Raw genomic sequence first — 19499 nt, forward strand, 5'->3', positions numbered from 1 at the left:
ACTGAAAGCCAAATTAGCTGAAATTGACTTGGGTAGAAGTGACTTACTTATTGAAGGAAGCTATACCGCTATCATAAGTCATTTGCTCGGTGAAAAAACCAAAGAAATTTCCAACCATGACACTACACTGCAAAATACTCCTGAAGGAAATGAAAGAGCAGCATTTTTAGCCATGGAAGAGCTTTTGGAAAACCCGGCTGTTAAGGACTTTTTTTTATTCAGACATTTAATGGAAAACCTACAGTTCAAAGGACTTGAAGCTGCTAAACCATCCATTGAAAAATTCCAGGCTGAAAATCAAAGTCCAAAACTTGTCTCCAAATTGGAAAAAGAGCTGAAAAAATGGGATGCCATCATGCCTGGTATGGAAATTCCTGATTTTTCTTTTGAAGACATTTCAGGTGAGATGGTCCAATTAAGCAACCTAAAAGGCACCTTGGTTTACATCGACATTTGGGCTACTTGGTGCAAACCCTGTATTGAAGAACATCCGTACTGGGACCAATTGAAAGCGGATTACGAAGACCAACCGGTTTCTTTTTTGACCATTTCCATTGATGAAAATAAAGAAGCTTGGGAAAAAATGGTCATATCCAAAAATATGGAAGGATTGCAGTGGATAGCCGAAAAAGCCTGGAGATCTGATCTGAACCTACACTTTATGGTCAATTCCATACCAAGGTTTATTCTTTTGGACGGAGAAGGAAAAATCATTGACCCGAATGCCGAAAGACCATCGGGAGATATCTGGAAAACCTTGGATCAGTTCTTATAAAAGGCTTTTCAAAATTATATAATCTTTCCCAACTATAAAGAATTCAAAATTGCGGAAAACCAGCTTTTATCAACAAATCCCACAATATTCACGGTACGACGTACTTGGTACATTGTACTTGGTACTTGGTACAAAAGCCCCCCTAATTCTCTCTTGGTGGATTGATCATAATATGTGCCCTATGGGTACCGGGATCCATGATCCAAGGCATCGCTGGACCTGATGGCCTTAGGGGCAATCCTGTGCTTTCAGCAGTAGCCCATGGGATATAGACCACATACCTCAAATAAGAATCATTCACTTCTCCTGTCACCGGATTGTAATCCTGGGCATCGGCTGTCAATACAAACAAGGTGGCGCCATCCTTTGGCATTTTTAATTTCCCGCTCTTTGCTTCTGCCTCTCGGATATCAAAAATCTCCTGAGAATTCTTCCCTTCCCTCTTCAAGACCCTGCCTCTCTCCATAAACTCATCTAAATCTTTATGGTAGCATGCCACATTAAAACCAGGTGAACTGGGGTCATCAGTAAGACAAATCAAGTCATTACTTCCTTTTCTCAGAACAAGAAGATTTCCTTTGTCATCATAACCATAGACCATGGCCCCCTCTTTCAGTTCGTCTGGGGCCGCCATTAGCGCAGTTTGGATCTGAATTTCTTTGGATGGGATTTGTTGGGCAAAACCTGCCATTCCAATTAAAACCATGGAGAAAATTGTAAGTGCTGCTTTCATATCTGCGTACCGTTTAGTGATGGAATTTAATCAAATTACTGCCTTAAAAAAAGAAAAACCTTCAGGAACTCTATTACAAGGATGAGACCTGAAGGTTTTATGGATCAATTGAAAGAATATTATCTTTCTCCTCTGTTATTAGAACCATCTACAGGAGTCCTATGCTCTCTGTGGGCGATATCCCAAGACAGATGGAAAATCAACTTGGCTCGAGTGGTCATCAAAGGAAACACAATCTTATCTACAGTATCTGCGGGGGTATGGTAGTCGTCATGCAAACCCGAAAAGAAGAATATCGAAGGGATATTGTATTTTGCGAAATTGTAATGATCAGATCTAAAATAGAACCTGTTTGGATCGTCAGGCGCATCGTAGCGGTAATCCAAAGTCAGGCCTGTGTAGGTGATATTGTTATAATCCAGAATAATTTTCAAATGGCTGGACAACATATCTGAACCTATCGCATAGAGGTAATTTGGATTTTCCACGTCCTGGTATTCATAATCAATCCTCCCCAACATATCAATGTTGAAATTATTGACGGTGTTTTCTAAAGGGAAAATTGGGTTTTCAACATAATACTGTGATCCGAGCAACCCTTTTTCTTCTGCCGTCAAGCCAATAAATAAGATGCTTCTTTTCGGAAGAATGCCATCCTTGGCGGCCAAAGCAAATGCCTCTGCAATTTCCATAAGGGCTACAGTTCCTGAGCCATTGTCATCAGCACCATAATTGACACTGCCATCAGCATTTGGCGCTACGTGATCGTAATGAGCAGAGATCACCAGAACCTCTTCTTTTTTATCCGTTCCTTCCAGGTAGCCCAACACATTTTCGGTAGACACAACCCTCTTATTCTTCTTTACTTGGTAACGCACATTCTTGGGATTGACGGATTCGGGATTATTTCTGGCTGCCTCCTTTAAAATTTCCATCGGTACATCAAAAATCTCAGCCATTTGAATCGCACTCACCAAGAATATTGGCTCCTGCTTTGTTGGCTGATCAAATCCCAAACGACCTGAAGTGCTCAAAGAGCGGTAACGGCTTGCCAACCTGTCAAAATTGGCCTGGTCTTCCATGGTAGTGATTACGATGCCCAAAGCCCCTGCATCCAACACATCCTTGACCACATTCTGTGCCCTTGCTCCAATCGCCCATAAGCCTACCAGTTTGTCTTTGACATCCACTTTTGCCAAATTTTCTTTTGTAGCTTCCCCCAAAAATACCAGATCAGCCTTTTGTGCTCTCCTCATATCCCCATCTCCGATAAAGATAAAATCTTTATTGGGCTCCAACTTTTGTCTACCAATTTGAAAAGATACAGCAGGATAGGAAACTGCAGCCAATTCAAAAACCTGATAATAACTCCCATCAACCGGACCGGAAAGGCCCAAATTCTGGAAATGATCATGCAGGTATGCTCCCGCTTTTTTCTGCCCCTCAGAGCCAGTATCCCTTCCCTGAAGTTCTTCCGACGCGATGTATCTAAGATGGCGCTCAAGGTCCTCAGCGGTAATGGTAGCACCATATTTAAGTGCTGTGGCATCTTGGGCAGTAACATTGGCTCCCAGCAAAAGTGCCAGAATTCCAACTAACCAAAGTCTTCTTTTCATGCTATTTTTTTCTTTTTACATAATTAAGGATTTAAAATTAAAAATTATTCCCGAACACATAAAACCGTTTGTCATTTTCATAGTTCTACCCGTATATTTCTTTGCCTTTATAAACCCATTCTCAGCCAATAATTTATACATTTGCAGTACTAAAAATCAAACAGAAGATAACCCGAATATTCCCTTACAAAATTCTAATATGAAAATTAATCTCCATCCGTCTACTCAATTTGAAAATAGACATAACGGCCCCTCCAAAGGGGAAATTTCCGCAATGTTGGAAGCCATTGGCGCAGCTTCTATGGAAGAATTGATTGATCAAACCATTCCAAAAGCCATTCAGTTAGATAAGCCTCTGGACCTTCCCAAAGCCCAATCAGAGGCAGCATTCTTAAAAAATTTCAAAACGCTGGCCACCAAAAATAAAATCTTCAAGTCTTTCATTGGATTGGGTTATTATGATACATTGGTGCCCGGAGTAATCCTTAGAAATATTCTGGAAAATCCAGGATGGTACACGGCATACACCCCATACCAAGCAGAGATTGCTCAAGGAAGATTAGAAGCCCTGATCAACTTTCAAACTGTCGTGATGGAGCTTACTGGAATGGAAATGGCAAACGCCTCACTCTTGGATGAGGCTACTGCCGCTGCTGAAGCCATGGGTATGCTTTATGCTTCCAAGCCAAGAGAAAAAAAGAATGCCCACAAATTTTTTGTGGATGAAAAAATATTCCCCCAAACCAAGGATTTGTTGATTACCCGATCTGCTCCCATCGGGATAGAACTGATCATTGCGCCTTTGTCCCAACTGGATCTTACCGATCCTGGATTGTTTGGGCTCTTACTACAGTACCCCAATGTGGAGGGAGCGGTAGTGGATCATGCCGACCTTGTCGCCGCAGCCAAGGAAAACCAGGTAATGACTGCATTTGCTACAGACCTACTGAGCCTGACTTTACTCACTCCTCCTGGAGAAATGGGTGCCGATGTAGTCGTGGGCACCAGCCAAAGATTTGGTGTACCTATGGGCTATGGTGGGCCACATGCGGCATTCTTTGCCACCAAAGAGGCTTTCAAAAGGCAAGTCCCTGGTAGAATTATTGGTGTCTCTGTAGACAAAGATGGCAATAAGGCATATAGGATGGCATTGCAAACCAGAGAACAGCATATAAAAAGAGAAAAAGCAACTTCAAACATCTGTACCGCTCAGGTTCTCCTGGCCGTCATGGCCGGAATGTATGCAGTATACCACGGTCCCAAAGGTCTAAAAGAAATTGCTTCCCGCACCCATGGTTTGGCCCAACTGACAGGCAAAGCCCTTGCTGAAATGGGATTCGAGCAAAGCAACCAGGTTTATTTTGATACCATTAAGGTCAAAGTGGACGCTGTGCAACAATCCAAAATCAATGCCTTTGCCCTTTCTGCCCAAATGAACTTCAGGTATGAGGAAGGTGCTATTTTCCTTGCCTTTGACGAGGCCAAGACATTAGAAGATGTAAAAGCAGTGATAGAAGTATTTGCCATGTCCACCAATCAAAAGGTCAGCATCAACTGGGAAGCACTTATTGACTCACTGGAAGTTTCATTCCCAGAAGGCATCAGTAGAAAATCACCCTATTTGGAACACCCTGTCTTCAATCAGTTTCATGCAGAACACGAGATGCTCCGCTACATCAAAAGACTGGAAAATAAAGACCTTTCTTTGGTACACTCCATGATTTCTTTGGGCTCTTGCACCATGAAACTGAATGCCACGGCCGAGATGATTCCGGTTACCTGGCCGGAGTTTGGACAGCTTCATCCCTATGCTCCACAAGATCAGGCTGCAGGGTATTATGAAATGTTCCAAAACCTAAGAAACTGGCTGACAGAAATCACAGGCTTTGCAGATACTTCGCTACAACCCAACTCAGGAGCACAGGGTGAATACGCTGGGCTGATGGTCATCAGGGCCTATCACATGAGCAGAGGTGATCACCATAGGAATATTGCTTTGATTCCAACATCAGCGCATGGAACAAATCCTGCATCTGCGGTAATGGCCGGAATGAAGGTGGTGTTGGTGAAGTGTGATGAAAGAGGAAACATTGATGTGGCCGATTTGAAAGAAAAAGCCGAAGCACATAAAGAAGATTTGGCTGCCTTGATGGTAACCTACCCTTCGACACACGGGGTGTTTGAAGAAGCCATTCAAGAGATTTGCCAGCTCATACACGACAATGGAGGCCAAGTTTACATGGATGGAGCAAATATGAATGCCCAGGTTGGACTGACCAGCCCAGGTAAAATCGGTGCTGATGTCTGTCACCTGAATTTGCACAAAACTTTCTGTATTCCTCATGGCGGTGGTGGACCAGGTATGGGGCCCATTTGTGTGGCCAAACATTTGGCTCCTTTTCTTCCGGGGAATCCATTGGTACAAACTGGAGGTATCCAAGCCATCAACTCCATTTCTGCAGCTCCATTTGGTAGTGCCAGTATTCTTCCAATTTCCTATGCTTACATCCTTATGATGGGTGGTGAGGGTCTAACCAATGCCACAAAAATAGCGATTTTAAATGCCAATTATATCAAGCACAGATTGGAACAGCATTATCCAATTCTTTATGCAGGAGCAAATGGAAGGGCTGCCCATGAAATGATCTTGGATTGCAGGGGCTTTAAGGAAATAGGTATAGAGGTAGAGGATATTGCCAAAAGACTGATGGATTATGGTTTCCATGCACCAACAGTATCCTTTCCCGTAGCGGGTACCCTGATGGTGGAACCTACTGAATCAGAGACCATGGCCGAGTTGGATAGATTCTGTGATGCCATGATCGCAATCAGAAGAGAAATCCAAGAGATTCAGGATGGATATGCCGATAGAGAAAACAATGTGCTTAAAAATGCTCCTCATACCGCTGTTTTGGCTTTGGCCGATAATTGGGGTTTCCCATACAGCAGAGAAAAAGCCGTATATCCTCTCCCTTATGTCAAAGGGAACAAATTCTGGCCTTCTGTAAGAAGAATTGATTCTGCTTATGGTGACAGGAATTTGGTTTGTAGCTGTATCCCTGTGGAAGAATATGCCGAAGCAGAGGGAGTTGAATAAGAGGATTTGATTATAAAAAAAGCCGATTGGAGTTAACCAATCGGCTTTTTTATTCGGAATAATATTACTTGACACTTATACGTACAAATTTTTACTTTTTCACTTCCAAGTTCGAACTCCCGATGCTCGGGACAAGCTATTAAGGGTCTATTTGTCCGATTACTTTATAAACCCTAATCCCCTGGTTACAACAGAACCTATTGAAAAATTTGATCCTTTCAGAATCAATATTTATGCTTAACCGGAATTAATGAATAGCTATGGTTGGAACCCAATTCAAAAAATATTAATCACCCAATTACATTCAGAAGTTTCGGAGAGATTTGATTCTTCGAGGATCAAATTCTCTCCTATTTATGGCTTCTCTCTTCTCTCGATTCTTGCCTCTCGATTCTCCTCTCTTACATCAATCCTTCACGTCCTCATAATCAATATAATCCCCCCCTCTAATTTCCTTGGAACGTTTCTCTTCATAATCTCTGGGAATATGATCCACATTGACATTTCCATGGCCTCCACCTTTCTTTCTTCGCTCTTCTTCTCTTTTAAGATCGTTGGCATGGTCTACAAACTGCTTGAGTTTACTCCTAAGAAAAAACTGTAACAGCTTGGAAAATATCCATGATATAGCAATCGCAATAAGAAGAAATTTAAATACAAATCCCATATTTAGACTTTTAGAAGCAGGAAACAAGAAGTTAGATGAACGCTTCTTTTTATTTCCTTATCGCTTTATTTCAATTATCTACTCAAATAAAGGTTCCTCTCTGCATAAATTTTGAGGAAATAGTCATCCATCAGGTCTTCTATAAAGTAAATAGCTTCTCCTGTGGACTTCATTTCAGGTCCCAATTCTTTGTTGACATTGGGGAATTTATGGAAAGAGAATACCGGTTCTTTGATAGCATAACCCTTTTTCACAGGTTTGAATTCAAAATCGGTCACTTTTTTCTCTCCCAACATGACCTTCGTTGCATAGTTGACATAAGGCTCCTGATAAGCCTTACAGATAAAAGGAACGGTTCTGGACGCTCTTGGGTTGGCTTCGATGATATAAACCTTGTCATTTTTGATCGCAAACTGAATATTTATCAGCCCCACAGTTTTAAGAGCAAGGGCTATTTTGTGCGTATAGGTCTCAATTTGCCGGATCACATAATCTCCCAAATTATAAGGAGGCAGAACTGCATAGGAATCTCCGGAGTGAATGCCAGCTGGCTCAATGTGTTGCATGATACCTATGATATAAACATTTTCACCATCACAAATTGCATCCGCTTCGGCCTCTATCGCTCCTTCTAAAAAATGGTCCAACAAAATCTCATTGTTGGGGATATCCCGCAATACATTGACCACATGCTCCTCCAGTTCCTTCTCATTGATTACAATCTTCATGCCCTGACCTCCCAAAACATAGGAAGGTCTTACCAATAAGGGAAACCCAATGGTTTTGCAAAGCTCGAGGGCTTCGTCTGTATTATGAATGGTGCCAAACTCAGGATATGGCACATCATTTTCTTTAAGCAGGGTAGAGAACCTTCCCCTGTCCTCCGCAAGATCCAAGGCTTCAAAACTGGTTCCTATGATCGGGATTCCGTATTTATCCATTTTCTCCGCCAATTTGAGCGCTGTTTGTCCGCCCAATTGGACAATGACACCTACTGGATTTTCCTGCAGGATAATTTCATAAATATGCTCCCAGAAAACAGGCTCAAAATAGAGTTTATCAGAAATGTCAGGATCTGTAGAAACTGTCTCCGGGTTACAGTTGATCATGATGGTCTCATAACCGCATTCTCTGGCTGCCAGTACCCCATGGACACAAGAGTAATCAAATTCGATCCCTTGTCCAACCCGGTTGGGGCCTGAACCCAATACAACCACCTTTTTCTTGTTGGAAGGCAGGGACTCATTTTCCTCACCAAAAGTAGAGTAATAATAAGGCGTCTGGGCTTCAAATTCAGCTGCACAGGTATCGACAAGCTTATACACCCTTCTGATTCCCATTTCACTGTACCTCTTGTTAAATACCTCTGATTCCAAACAACCTAAGAGATGGGCAATCTGCCTGTCCGCATAGCCTTTTTTCTTGGCCAGCTCCATCAACTCCCTGGGAAGATTACTGATTTTATATTTCTGTATCTCTGCCTCAATATGGATCAATTCTTCTATTTGCTTAAGGAACCACTTATCAATTTTGGTCAGATCCTGTATGGTCCTGAAAGATATCCCTAACTTAAAAGCGTCATATATGTGAAAAAGCCTGTTCCAGCTCGGGTTGGCCAAACTGTATAAAAGTTCTTCCTGATTTCTCAGTTCCTTGCCATCAGCACCAAGGCCATTCCTCTTTATTTCAAGAGACTGACAAGCCTTTTGAAGCGCTTCTTGGAAGTTTCTGCCTATGCCCATCACTTCTCCTACCGCCTTCATGGAAAGCCCCAGTCTTCTATCAGATCCTTTGAACTTATCGAAATTCCATCTTGGTATTTTTACGATAACATAATCAATCGCAGGTTCAAAAAATGCTGAAGTAGTGCCAGTGATGGAGTTGGACAATTCGTCCAAATTATACCCTATGGCCAATTTTGCCGCTACCTTCGCAATAGGATATCCTGTAGCCTTTGAAGCAAGGGCTGAGGAGCGGGAAACCCTAGGGTTGATTTCAATCCCAATGATTTCAGAATTATCCGGACTGACTGCAAACTGCACATTACAACCTCCTGCAAAATTGCCAATGCTGTTCATCATGGTAATGGCATAATTTCGCATCCGCTGATAAACGGTATCAGGTAAAGTCAGTGCAGGAGCTACCGTGATGGAGTCCCCGGTATGCACGCCCATGGGATCAAAGTTTTCGATGGAGCAGATTACAATCATATTCCCAATATTGTCCCGCATCACCTCCAATTCATACTCTTTCCATCCCAAAATACTTTGTTCAATCAATACTTCATGCACCGGAGAAGCCTGAAGACCTGCCATCAAAAGCTTTTCAAAATCTTCCGCCTTCTCCACAAAAGCACCACCTGCACCACCTAAGGTGTAGGAAGCCCTTATGATGAGTGGGAAACCAATTTCCTGGGCAATTTCTTTACCCTGAAGGAAGGAGGTAGCGGTATCACCCTTACATACGCCAACCCCAATCTTTTCCATCAATGCCTTAAACTTCTCCCTATTTTCTGCAGTATCAATGGCTTCAATATCCACTCCGATCATTCTAACACCAAACTTCTTCCATATACCTGCTTTATCACAATCAATGGCCAGATTGAGTGCCGTTTGCCCTCCCATCGTTGGCAGTACTGCATCAATATCCGGATGTTCCTGAAGAATTTTAATGATGGATTTTTTCTCCAAAGGCAACAAATACACATTGTCCGCTGTGACAGGGTCAGTCATGATGGTCGCTGGATTGGAATTGATCAAGGTCACCTTCAATCCTTCTTCACGAAGTGACCTGGATGCTTGTGAACCCGAATAATCAAATTCACAGGCCTGTCCGATAACAATGGGTCCTGAACCGATGAGAAGAACGTGTTTGATGCTGCTGTCCTTAGGCATTCTATTTGAGGATTTAAGAGGGTTAAATTCTTATGGCTAAATTGGTGCAAAATTAGGGAAATAATTTTATAAACCTCCGACAGATTAGAGTATATTCCTGTGGATTGGTTTTTTTATGGCATATGGCACCATTTGATTTAACAATGAAACCAACTAAATTTAAAGAATATTATGCTAGAAACCCCTCAGGAACCTATTAAATACAAAACTCACAAACAAAATCTTTAGACCATGGACTTAGCATTAAACAGTTGGACTTTATTAGGATGGCAATTTTTAAATTTCGCTTTGATTGCAGGTTTACTTTATCTTGGGTATAAACTGGTGAAACGGGTTTTTTCGAAAAAAATTGAAGACAAATCGTAGTCAGTTTTTTTGACATAGATTTTTTATCATTCAAGCGTAATCCAAAATTGATTTATACATTGAGGTACCCATAAAGATTAATGAAATGCTTAAAAACCCAAAATCCTTAATGGTTTAAACTTTCGACATGCCTCTTAACATCGGTCCTTCAGACCTCATGCCTATTTTGAATTCACCTTTTTTCCCAGGGCTTCTCCATGGGCTGTAACAGAGCGGCCCTTCAGGCCTTTTCCGACCATTAGACTTTCTCCTTCGGACATCCGACTTCTCTAAACCCTCCACTTAAAACTCTTTTCATCAATGGCCCGCATGGTACACAACACCCCATCCAAATGGTCGTATTCATGTTGGATCAATTCTGAAATGGCTCCTTCCACAGTCCATGATCGTTTTTCCCAGTTTTCGTCCAAGTATTCTAAGGTCAGGGACTGATGTCTTTTCACTTTGACAAATAGGTTTGGGAAACTCATGCAGTCATCCCAATGCTCAAACATTTCCGGACTGGCTTGAATGATTTCCGGGTTGATGATGATATAAGGTTTATCCAGTTGGAGATAAAACATCCTTTTCATAATCCCCAGCTGAGGGGCTGCAATACCCCTACCAAATCCATATTGCTTTCGGATATCTTCCATGGCTTCATGCAGGTCTTTGACCCAGTTTTTAACCAAAGGGAGCTCTTCTTTTTGCACAGGTTCACAGGTTTCGTATAGCCTTGGATCTCCTAATTTTAAGATGTCACCAACTGTCTTCATATGATTTATTTTGAATCTCATCCACAATATAAGATTTTGAACTTTTAAAAGTACACTAAATAGGGCTTGCTGGAAAAGTCTCAGGTATGCCAGCTTCAAAGCGGGCGAATGAAGATGTATGTTTATACTTCGAATGAGCCCAATTAGAACCTGTCAAGTCGACAGGCAGGGATAGTTTGCTTGAGGCTAGCCTGAAGCAAACTAGATCATTTAATAAGGTTGCACCTGCTTAAAATGACAACGCTTAATAAATCGGGGATTCATCAAAATTTAAAGAAATTATTCTACAATTAGCGTTTTTCAACACGCCCTAAATAACTTTTTGTATCTTGAAAGATACATTTTAAAATATATTTTGTACTTTTGAAGATACAATGGAAGCGCTAATTAATAGATTTAGAAATTTGCTCTTATCTGTTAAAACAGATTTCAAAAGGGGGCAATACAATGATATCAATTGGAATGGTAGAGCGATTTGCATATTGGGAGCAAGGGGAACAGGTAAATCCACCTTGATGCTTCAATACCTCAAGGAAAACCTACCGCTGGACAGATCTCTTTATCTAAGCTTAGATGATCTTTACTTTAAACAAAATGATTTGGTTGCCCTTGCAGAAAGGTTTTATCAACTGGGAGGAAGATATTTACTTTTGGATGAAGTCCATAAATACTTTGATTGGCAAAATGCGGTAAAAAATATCTATGACTTCTATCCCGAATTTAAACTAATTATTTCAGGATCTTCCATCCTTGCATTACAGAAATCACAAGCAGATTTAAGCAGAAGATTGGTTTACTATGAGTTACCTGAATTATCATTTAGAGAATATCTAAGTCTCAAATTAAAGATAAAGCTGGAAAAATACGACCTGGCTCAGGTATTAACCACACATCAAACACTTATTGATCCGATTGTTGCATCTGTCCCAGATATAATGCTTCATTTTGAGCAATACAAAAAAATAGGTGCATACCCATTCTTTTTGGAAGAGGAAAAAGACTATGTTTCGAAAATCAATCAGTTAATCAATGTCATCATTGACTATGATCTGCCAGAAGGAAAGGATATAACGAGCAGTACCCAATCGAAATTGAAAAAATTACTTTATATCCTTTCTACATCTGTACCTTTCAGTCCGAACATCAGCAAAATTGCTGAAAAAACAGAAACCACAAGGCCAAGATTACTGGAAATGCTCCATTTACTGGAGGTTTCAAAACTGATAATTAATCTAAGATCCTCCTCAAAAGGAATCAGCTTGATGAATAAACCAGATAAAATTTACCTAGCCAATACCAACTTGATTCACGCTTTGGCTTTAGAAAATCAAAATCAAGGGAACATCAGGGAAACGTTCTTTATCAATCAACTAAAAAACAGTGGCGCATTGGTCACTACTGCTAAAAGTGGTGATTTTCTAGTGAATGACAAATTCGAAATTGAAATCGGAGGAAAGAATAAAACATTTGATCAGATAGCCAACATCCCTAATTCCTACATCGCAGCTGATGAGATTCTCTATGGAATTGGAAATAAAATACCCTTATACCTATTCGGTTTTCTCTATTAAGAAAACCAAATGCAACCTATTTGAATAATCCGGTTTAAATCTTAAAAGCATATTTCAAGATATAAACAAAAAAGCTGCCTCAATATTTGAGACAGCTTATATTTATTTTCCAAACTAACTTACATTTCACCATTTCTACCAATGACAGAACTTCACGCCCGTCACCCTGATCCCGAGTAATTCGGGAGAAGGGTCTCCTATCATATGGGAAATGCCCCGCAATGCTACCGGGCAGGCTTTCGACTCCGCAAGCTTCGGTTACCATTGACAGATTACACTAACCGTCACCCTGAGTGAAGCGAAGGGTCTCCTATCATATGGGAGATACTTCGACTCCGCAGGCTCCGCTCAGTATGACGGTTCGCTAGATGTCATTGCCTTTCTGTAAATGCCAAATTTTAAAAAACTTAGCATGACTTGTCTACCGTCGAGACGCTTACTTGGTACATAGTACTTGGTACTTGGTACAATCTTCTTGCTTCTTAAATATGCAATGCCCTATTATCCGTAGCCGCCAAACAAGCCTCCTTGAAAGCTTCGGTGTAAGTTGGATGTGCATGGGACATTCTTGCGATGTCTTCTGCCGATGCCCTGAATTCCATGGCCACCACTGCTTCCGCAATCATGTCAGCGGTTCTTGGACCAATCATATGCACTCCAAGAATCTCGTCTGTTTCAGCATCTGCCAATACCTTTACTACACCGTCTGTATCCATGGATGCCCTGGCACGGCCTGAAGCCATAAATGGAAATTTTCCAGTTTTGTATTTGACACCTTTTTCCTTCAACTGCTCCTCTGTGTAGCCTACGGAAGCCACTTCCGGCCAAGTATAAACTACTCCAGGGATCAATAAATAATTGATATGTGGCTTTTGACCTGCTATCACTTCTGCAACAAAAGTTCCTTCTTCCTCAGCCTTGTGGGCCAACATGGCACCCTTTACGACATCTCCGATGGCATAAATATTGGGAACATTGGTCCTCAAATGACCATCTACCTCTACCTGACCTCTTTCATTTACCTTCACTCCGGCAGCCTCAGCATTTAATCCATCCGTGTATGGCCTTCTACCGATAGAAACCAACACGTAATCGCCTTTTATTTCAACCACTTCCCCTTTGCTGTTCTCCGCTTTCACCAACACTTCTTTACCCTTATTTTCAACAGCAGTTACTTTGTGCTTCAAGTAAAACTCAAAGCCCAACTTTTTAAGTGATTTTTGCAATTCCTTACCCATGGTACGGTCCATAGAAGGAATAAGAGCATCCATATATTCTACGACAGAAACTTTGGCACCCATTCTTCCATAAACTGAACCCAGTTCCATTCCTATCACACCCCCTCCAATCACAATCAGGTGTTTCGGGATTTCTTTCATCTTGAGCGCCTCTGTAGAGGTAATGACACGTTCTTTGTCAATCTTAATAAAGGGCAAAGTCGCAGGCTTAGAACCAGTAGCAATAATGATATTTTTACCTTTTATCTCCTCAGAAGCACCATCATCCTTTGTCACCTTTACGGTATTATTATCTACAAAAGAACCAAGACCTTGGTGCACATCGATTTTGTTCTTTTTCATCAAGAACTGAATGCCATCCACATTTTGCTTGACCACATCATCCTTGCGGGCAATCATTTGTTTTAGGTCTACTTTGAGGTTACTCAGGTTGATTCCATGTGTTTTGAAAGTATGGGCAGCATTGTGGTAATGCTCTGAAGAATCCAATAAAGCTTTGGATGGAATACAGCCTACATTCAGACAGGTTCCCCCTAAAGTTGGATACTTTTCTATAATGGCAGTTTTTAGGCCCAGCTGTGCTGCCCTGATCGCGGCCACATAGCCTCCAGGTCCTGAACCGATTACTATGATGTCGTACATATTTAAGACTTTGTACCAAGTACCAAGTACGATGTACCAAGTACGCGGTGATTAGTAAATGTTTATACTTTTCTTAAGCTTAACGATCATATTTTGTAAATGCTCCAATTCACTTTCAAGATGTTGGAAATCCAGATCGTTAATGTATTCTAATTTATTGGAAATAATAATTTGCGTATCCAATTCAAAAGAAGAGCCTAATGCAATTCCTAAGAAATTGTCAAATTCTTTCTTTCCATTTCTTCATGCTCCTTCTGCTATATTTGAAGGAATAGAAACTGCGGATTTATTCATTTGAGAAATCAACCCATACTTTTCTTCTACAGGCAGTTTCTCAGTAACCCTATAGACTTCAACAGCTAAATCAATAGCCTTTTGCCAAACATTTAATTCTTTGTATCTGTGCATATTTGTTGGATTTAAGTTGAACTTTTAACCTAAATCTAACTGCAAAGAAAAGAACTTTACATATTATCAACGGATAAATAACCGATTAATATCACTGAACATATTCTTGTACTATGCTCTGCTACATGGCACTTTGTACTTGGTACATGGTACCATTTGTCTCTTGTTTCTTATTTCTTGTTTCTAAACTCTCGCTTCTCCTCTCTCGCCTCTCCCTAGACTCCAAACAACAACCTCGTCGGATCTTCCAAGAGCTGCTTCACCCTTACCAGGAAGCTAACTGATTCTCTTCCGTCAATGATTCTGTGATCATAGGAAAGTGCCAGGTACATCATTGGTAAAATCTTCACTTCTCCATTGACTGCCATAGGCCTTTCCACGATATTGTGCATTCCCAAGATGGCAGATTGTGGTGCATTGATAATTGGAGTAGACATCATAGAACCGAAAATACCACCATTGGTAAGTGTGAAGGTTCCCCCTGTCATTTCTTCTATAGACAATTTGTTATCTCTGGCTTTGGTAGCCAATCTAACTACTTCTTTTTCGATCTGTTCGAAGGTCATGGATTCCGCATTACGGATCACCGGTACGACCAGACCTTTTGGGGCGGAAACCGCAATGGAAATATCACAGAAATCATTGTAAATTATTTCGTTGCCATCTATCTGTGCATTCACCGCAGGCCATTCCTGTAAGGCTACACATACTGCCTTGGTAAAGAAGGACATGAAGCCAAGGTTCACCCCGTGCTTCTCCTTGAATTGCTCTTTGAATTTCTTTCTCAATTCCATGATTGGACCCATATTTACCTCATTGAAGGTGGTCAGCATAGCTGTTTCATTCTTCACAGCAACCAACCTCCTCGAGACCGTTCTCCTCAGAGAAGACATCTTTTCTCTGCGGCTATCCCTTGAACCTCCCACTTTAGGGGCAGCTTGAACAGTCTGTTCTTTTTGTGCCGCGGGAGCAGGTTTGGGAGCCGCTTGAGCAGCCGCCTTTGGTTTTGCCTCTGCGTTCATGGCATCTTCTTTGGTAATCCTCCCATCTTTACCTGAGCCTTGAATCTGTGCAGGATCCAATCCTTTCTCTGCAATGATCTTTGCAGCAGCAGGAGAAGCATGTCCTGTAGCATAGGTTTCTGATCCTGAAGGCGAAGACGTGCTGGCTGATACATTTTCTGTTGGAGCGGCCGCAGCAGCAGGCGCCCCACCTTCCACGACCTCAATCTTACAGATTAGACCTCCAATTTCCAAAGTATCTCCTTCCTGCGCTACATGCTTCAATATCCCTGTTGCCTCTGATGGCAACTCAAAAGTAGCCTTGTCTGAATCCACCTCGGCGATGATTTCGTCCAACTCCACGAACTCTCCATCGGCCTTTAACCAAGTAGCCAAAGTAACTTCTGTAATGGACTCCCCAACTGTGGGAACAATCATTTCTTTAATTTCACCTGTTTTACCACCTCCCGATGAAGCAGCACTGTCGCCATCATCCTCTTTTGGTGCAGGACTTGCATTGGCCTGACTTCCTTCTTCAATCACACAAATGGTAGCACCTATTTCCAAGGTATCTCCCTCATGCGCTTTAATTCTTAAAACACCGGCTGATTCAGCGGTCAATTCAAAAGTAGCTTTGTCAGATTCCAGTTCACAGATGACCTCATCCATGGCCACTTGATCCCCGTCTTGTTTAAACCATTGTCCTATGGTTACTTCGCTGATGGATTCCCCTACTGCGGGGACTTTCATTTCTAGGCTCATTGTTTGTCTTATAAAAGATTTAAAGCTTTTTTAATAATGGTTTGCTGTTCCTCTACATGGACCTTATGGTAGCCGGTAGCAGGAGAGGCAGACATTTTGCGGGCAATTACTTCTAAAGAAAGCTCTTTGTATAGCATATTCAGGATATATGTCCAGTAGCCCATATTTTCAGGTTCTTCCTGAACCCAAACCACCTCAGCATTTTTATAATTTGCGAGAGTTTCTGTAATTTGCTTTTTAGGAAGCGGATGCAATTGCTCTATTCTGACGATGGCAATATCTTTGATTTTTTCCTTTTCTCTAGCCTCTTCCAGGTCATAATAGATTTTACCGGAACACAACAGGACACGCTTTACATCCTTCGCTTTGACACTGGGGTCAGGAATAATTTCTTTGAACCTTCCTGTTGTAAATTCTTCCAAGGGAGAAACCACTTTGGGATGCCTTAACAATGATTTAGGAGACATCACCACACAAGGCTTCCTGAATTCCCAGGCCTGCTGCCTTCTCAATAGGTGAAAGAAGTTTGAGGGTTCAGTGATATTTGCCACCACCATATTGTATTCCGCAGATAACTGAAGGAACCTTTCTGGTCTGGCATTGGAGTGTTCTGGGCCTTGCCCTTCATAACCATGTGGTAAAAGCATGACGATGCCGTTCATTTTACCCCATTTGGACTCGCCGGAAGAAATGAACTGGTCAATCATGGTCTGCGCACCGTTGGCAAAATCACCAAATTGAGCTTCCCAGATCGCCAAGGCATTGGGGTTGGCCATTCCATAACCGTATTCAAAACCCAATACAGCATATTCTGACAAGAGGGAATTATAAATGTAAAATTTACCCTTACTCTCTTTCAGTTCCTTCAGGAAATTATAAGGTTTGTTCGTAGTGGCATCATGCACCACTGCATGCCTATGCGAAAAAGTACCTCTTTGCACATCCTGACCAGTAAGCCTAACTGTCTTTCCTTCCATCAATAAGGACCCGTATGCCAACAATTCAGCTCCTGCCCAGTTCAGCATCTTAGAATTGAAAAACATATCCTTTCTTTGCTTCAACTGCACATCAATCTGTTTGATGGGTTTAAATCCTTTGGGAAGGCTGGTCAATGCCTCAGCTACCTTTACCACCATGTCATCCGAAATGCCTGTTTCAGGGGACTGGTCAAAATCAGAAGGATTAGATCTTCTCAGAGAACCCCATTCTCTTTCAAATTTGGTCATTTGGTAGGGAAGGGGTTTTTCTTTTACCATATTGAGACGGTCCTGCAATAACTTACGGAATTCCGCATCCATATCCTTTGCAATTTTCGCATCAATATCTCCCCTTTCTGTCAATCTCTTAACATAAATTTCCCTTGGGTTGGGATGTTTGGAGATGATGTTGTAGAGTTCAGGCTGCGTGAATTTGGGCTCATCTGATTCATTGTGTCCATGTCTCCTGTAGCAGACCATGTCCACAAAAATGTCCTTATTGAATTTTTGTCTGAATTCTGCTGCCAATCTTGCGGCAAAGACCACCGACTCTGCATTGTCTCCATTCACATGGATGACAGGCGCATCGATCATTTTGGCCACATCCGTACAGTAAATGGATGTCCTGGCATCATCAAAATCTGTCGTAAAACCAACCTGATTGTTGATCACAAAATGAACCGTGCCACCAGTATGGTATCCCTTCAATCCCGCCATCTGAGTTACCTCATACACAATCCCCTGTCCAGCAACAGCCGCATCGCCATGAATCAGAATCGGAAGTGCTTTTGTAGAATCTCCTTTGTGCTCCTCATCAATCTTGGCGCGGATAAAACCTTCTACAACTGGATTTACAGCTTCAAGGTGGGAAGGGTTTGGTGCCAACTTCAAATGCACTTTTTTATCGGAAGGGGTAATAATGTCAGAAGAATAACCCATATGGTATTTTACATCCCCATCACCCATGGTAAGGTCAGGCTTGGCCGTACCTTCAAATTCGGAAAAAATCTGTTCGTAAGTCTTGCCCATAATATTGGCGAGCACATTCAATCGGCCCCTATGCGCCATACCGATCATGACTTCCTCCACACCATGGTCAGTAGCCGTATTGATCAGGGCATCCAAAAACGGAATCGTACTTTCTCCACCTTCCAATGAAAACCTCTTTTGCCCTAAATATTTGGTATGCAGAAAGTTTTCAAATACGACAGCTTGATTTAATTTAAAAAGAATGCGTTTTTTATCTTCAACTGCAGGATTGAATGCCAAAGCTTCTTTCTCAATCTTGGTCTTCAACCAGTCCAACATTTCAGGATCGCGAATATATAGGTATTCAAAACCCACCGAACCCTCGTAAATTATTTTTAAGGACTCAAGAATCTTGGAAAGCTTAGCTGTACCTATACCTATTTCTTTTCCCGCTTGGAATTCAGTGTTCAGGTCATTTTGCTCCAATCCGAAATCTTCCAGGTCCAACAGCGCTTTTCTATCTCTTCTTTCCCTTACAGGATTTGTTTTGGACCGCAGGTGGGCCCTTGAGCGGTATGCATGGATCAGTGCCCTTACTTTGATTTCCTTAGGCAATTGCTCCATGTCCATTATGGTTCCCGGAGTAGCCAATGAACCATTTTTGGCTTTTTGGACGGTTCCAGTCGAAACAGTAGACTGTGCCCCTCCGTTTTCATCTTCTCCAAATTTGGTGATGGCAAATTCAAAGCCATCAAAAAAAGTTTTCCAACTTGGATCTATAGACTCAGGATCGGTTTGATAGGCAGCATACAACTCGTCTATGTAAGCTACATGCGCATTGGAGATGTAGGAATAATTATCCATGGTTATTAAAGTCTTTGATAACAAAGATATAGGATATTAAAATAGTTTAAAAACTGTTTATTCGTGTTTTCGAATATATAATTTTTATTCTTAATTATTGATAAAATTAAAATTTAATTTGGCGTAGACAGAGAAAATAGTCTCATGAAAAAATAAGATTACTA

11 protein-coding genes and 1 pseudogene are annotated in these 19499 nt (G+C 41.5%); 3 read left to right on the plus strand and 9 right to left on the minus strand.

The window, feature by feature from the left end; translation table 11 throughout:
- Window positions 1-775 (plus strand): TlpA disulfide reductase family protein (locus QZT73_RS12720; RefSeq protein WP_291788505.1); only part of this gene is annotated, 775 nt, incomplete at its 5' end.
- A 142-nt stretch (window positions 776-917) separates the two neighbouring features.
- Here QZT73_RS12720 and QZT73_RS12725 read toward each other — a convergent pair.
- Entirely contained in the window at window positions 918-1508 is a 591-nt protein-coding gene (locus tag QZT73_RS12725) for a hypothetical protein (protein ID WP_291782741.1), read from the minus strand.
- Between the two features lie 119 nt (window positions 1509-1627).
- The gene (locus QZT73_RS12730) at window positions 1628-3124 is read right to left on the minus strand and encodes a M28 family peptidase (RefSeq protein WP_291788507.1); all 1497 of its coding nucleotides are present in this window, start codon (window positions 3122-3124) and stop codon (window positions 1628-1630) included.
- 199 nt (window positions 3125-3323) lie between these two features.
- On the opposite strand from QZT73_RS12730, the gene gcvP reads away from it, so the two are divergent.
- Window positions 3324-6221: an aminomethyl-transferring glycine dehydrogenase gene (gcvP, locus tag QZT73_RS12735; RefSeq protein WP_291782746.1), complete on the plus strand. Its 2898-nt coding sequence runs from the start codon at window positions 3324-3326 to the stop codon at window positions 6219-6221.
- A gap of 406 nt (window positions 6222-6627) precedes the next feature.
- On the opposite strand, the gene QZT73_RS12740 is transcribed toward gcvP, so the two are convergent.
- The 3 genes from QZT73_RS12740 to QZT73_RS12750 form a co-directional block, all read right to left on the minus strand.
- The gene (locus QZT73_RS12740; RefSeq protein ID WP_291782747.1) at window positions 6628-6888 is read right to left on the minus strand and encodes a DUF4834 domain-containing protein; all 261 of its coding nucleotides are present in this window, start codon (window positions 6886-6888) and stop codon (window positions 6628-6630) included.
- 74 nt (window positions 6889-6962) lie between these two features.
- A complete protein-coding gene (gene carB / locus QZT73_RS12745; protein WP_291788510.1) occupies window positions 6963-9782 on the minus strand; it encodes a carbamoyl-phosphate synthase large subunit in 2820 nt (939 codons plus the stop codon).
- Between the two features lie 635 nt (window positions 9783-10417).
- A complete protein-coding gene (locus QZT73_RS12750; RefSeq protein WP_291782752.1) occupies window positions 10418-10903 on the minus strand; it encodes a peptide deformylase in 486 nt (161 codons plus the stop codon).
- A 374-nt stretch (window positions 10904-11277) separates the two neighbouring features.
- Between QZT73_RS12750 and QZT73_RS12755 the strand changes: the two genes are divergently transcribed.
- Entirely contained in the window at window positions 11278-12474 is a 1197-nt protein-coding gene (locus QZT73_RS12755) for an AAA family ATPase (RefSeq protein WP_291782755.1), read from the plus strand.
- A gap of 482 nt (window positions 12475-12956) precedes the next feature.
- On the opposite strand, the gene lpdA is transcribed toward QZT73_RS12755, so the two are convergent.
- From lpdA to QZT73_RS12775, 4 genes and pseudogenes are all read right to left on the minus strand, one after another.
- Window positions 12957-14354 carry a dihydrolipoyl dehydrogenase gene (lpdA, locus tag QZT73_RS12760; RefSeq protein ID WP_291782758.1) on the minus strand — a complete coding sequence of 466 codons (1398 nt, stop codon included), beginning with the start codon at window positions 14352-14354 and terminating at the stop codon, window positions 12957-12959.
- Between the two features lie 51 nt (window positions 14355-14405).
- A pseudogene (locus tag QZT73_RS12765) lies at window positions 14406-14762 on the minus strand (four helix bundle protein).
- Between the two features lie 215 nt (window positions 14763-14977).
- Window positions 14978-16525 carry a 2-oxoglutarate dehydrogenase complex dihydrolipoyllysine-residue succinyltransferase gene (gene odhB / locus QZT73_RS12770; RefSeq protein ID WP_291782764.1) on the minus strand — a complete coding sequence of 516 codons (1548 nt, stop codon included), beginning with the start codon at window positions 16523-16525 and terminating at the stop codon, window positions 14978-14980.
- Between the two features lie 8 nt (window positions 16526-16533).
- Window positions 16534-19335 carry a 2-oxoglutarate dehydrogenase E1 component gene (locus QZT73_RS12775; protein WP_291782766.1) on the minus strand — a complete coding sequence of 934 codons (2802 nt, stop codon included), beginning with the start codon at window positions 19333-19335 and terminating at the stop codon, window positions 16534-16536.
- Window positions 19336-19499: the final 164 nt, after the last annotated feature.

This window comes from Cecembia sp. (assembly GCF_007126775.1).
Classification (GTDB): Bacteria; Bacteroidota; Bacteroidia; order Cytophagales; family Cyclobacteriaceae; genus Cecembia.

Excerpts from the sequence above, each read along its gene's own strand:
- QZT73_RS12725 (WP_291782741.1), bottom strand. The coding sequence starts at position 1,508 with ATGAAAGCAGCACTTACAATTTTCTCCATGGTTTTAATTGGAATGGCA.
- QZT73_RS12730 (WP_291788507.1), bottom strand. The coding sequence starts at position 3,124 with ATGAAAAGAAGACTTTGGTTAGTTGGAATTCTGGCACTTTTGCTGGGA.
- gcvP (WP_291782746.1), top strand. The coding sequence starts at position 3,324 with ATGAAAATTAATCTCCATCCGTCTACTCAATTTGAAAATAGACATAAC.
- QZT73_RS12740 (WP_291782747.1), bottom strand. The coding sequence starts at position 6,888 with ATGGGATTTGTATTTAAATTTCTTCTTATTGCGATTGCTATATCATGG.
- carB (WP_291788510.1), bottom strand. The coding sequence starts at position 9,782 with ATGCCTAAGGACAGCAGCATCAAACACGTTCTTCTCATCGGTTCAGGA.
- QZT73_RS12750 (WP_291782752.1), bottom strand. The coding sequence starts at position 10,903 with ATGAAGACAGTTGGTGACATCTTAAAATTAGGAGATCCAAGGCTATAC.
- QZT73_RS12755 (WP_291782755.1), top strand. The coding sequence starts at position 11,278 with ATGGAAGCGCTAATTAATAGATTTAGAAATTTGCTCTTATCTGTTAAA.
- lpdA (WP_291782758.1), bottom strand. The coding sequence starts at position 14,354 with ATGTACGACATCATAGTAATCGGTTCAGGACCTGGAGGCTATGTGGCC.
- odhB (WP_291782764.1), bottom strand. The coding sequence starts at position 16,525 with ATGAGCCTAGAAATGAAAGTCCCCGCAGTAGGGGAATCCATCAGCGAA.
- QZT73_RS12775 (WP_291782766.1), bottom strand. The coding sequence starts at position 19,335 with ATGGATAATTATTCCTACATCTCCAATGCGCATGTAGCTTACATAGAC.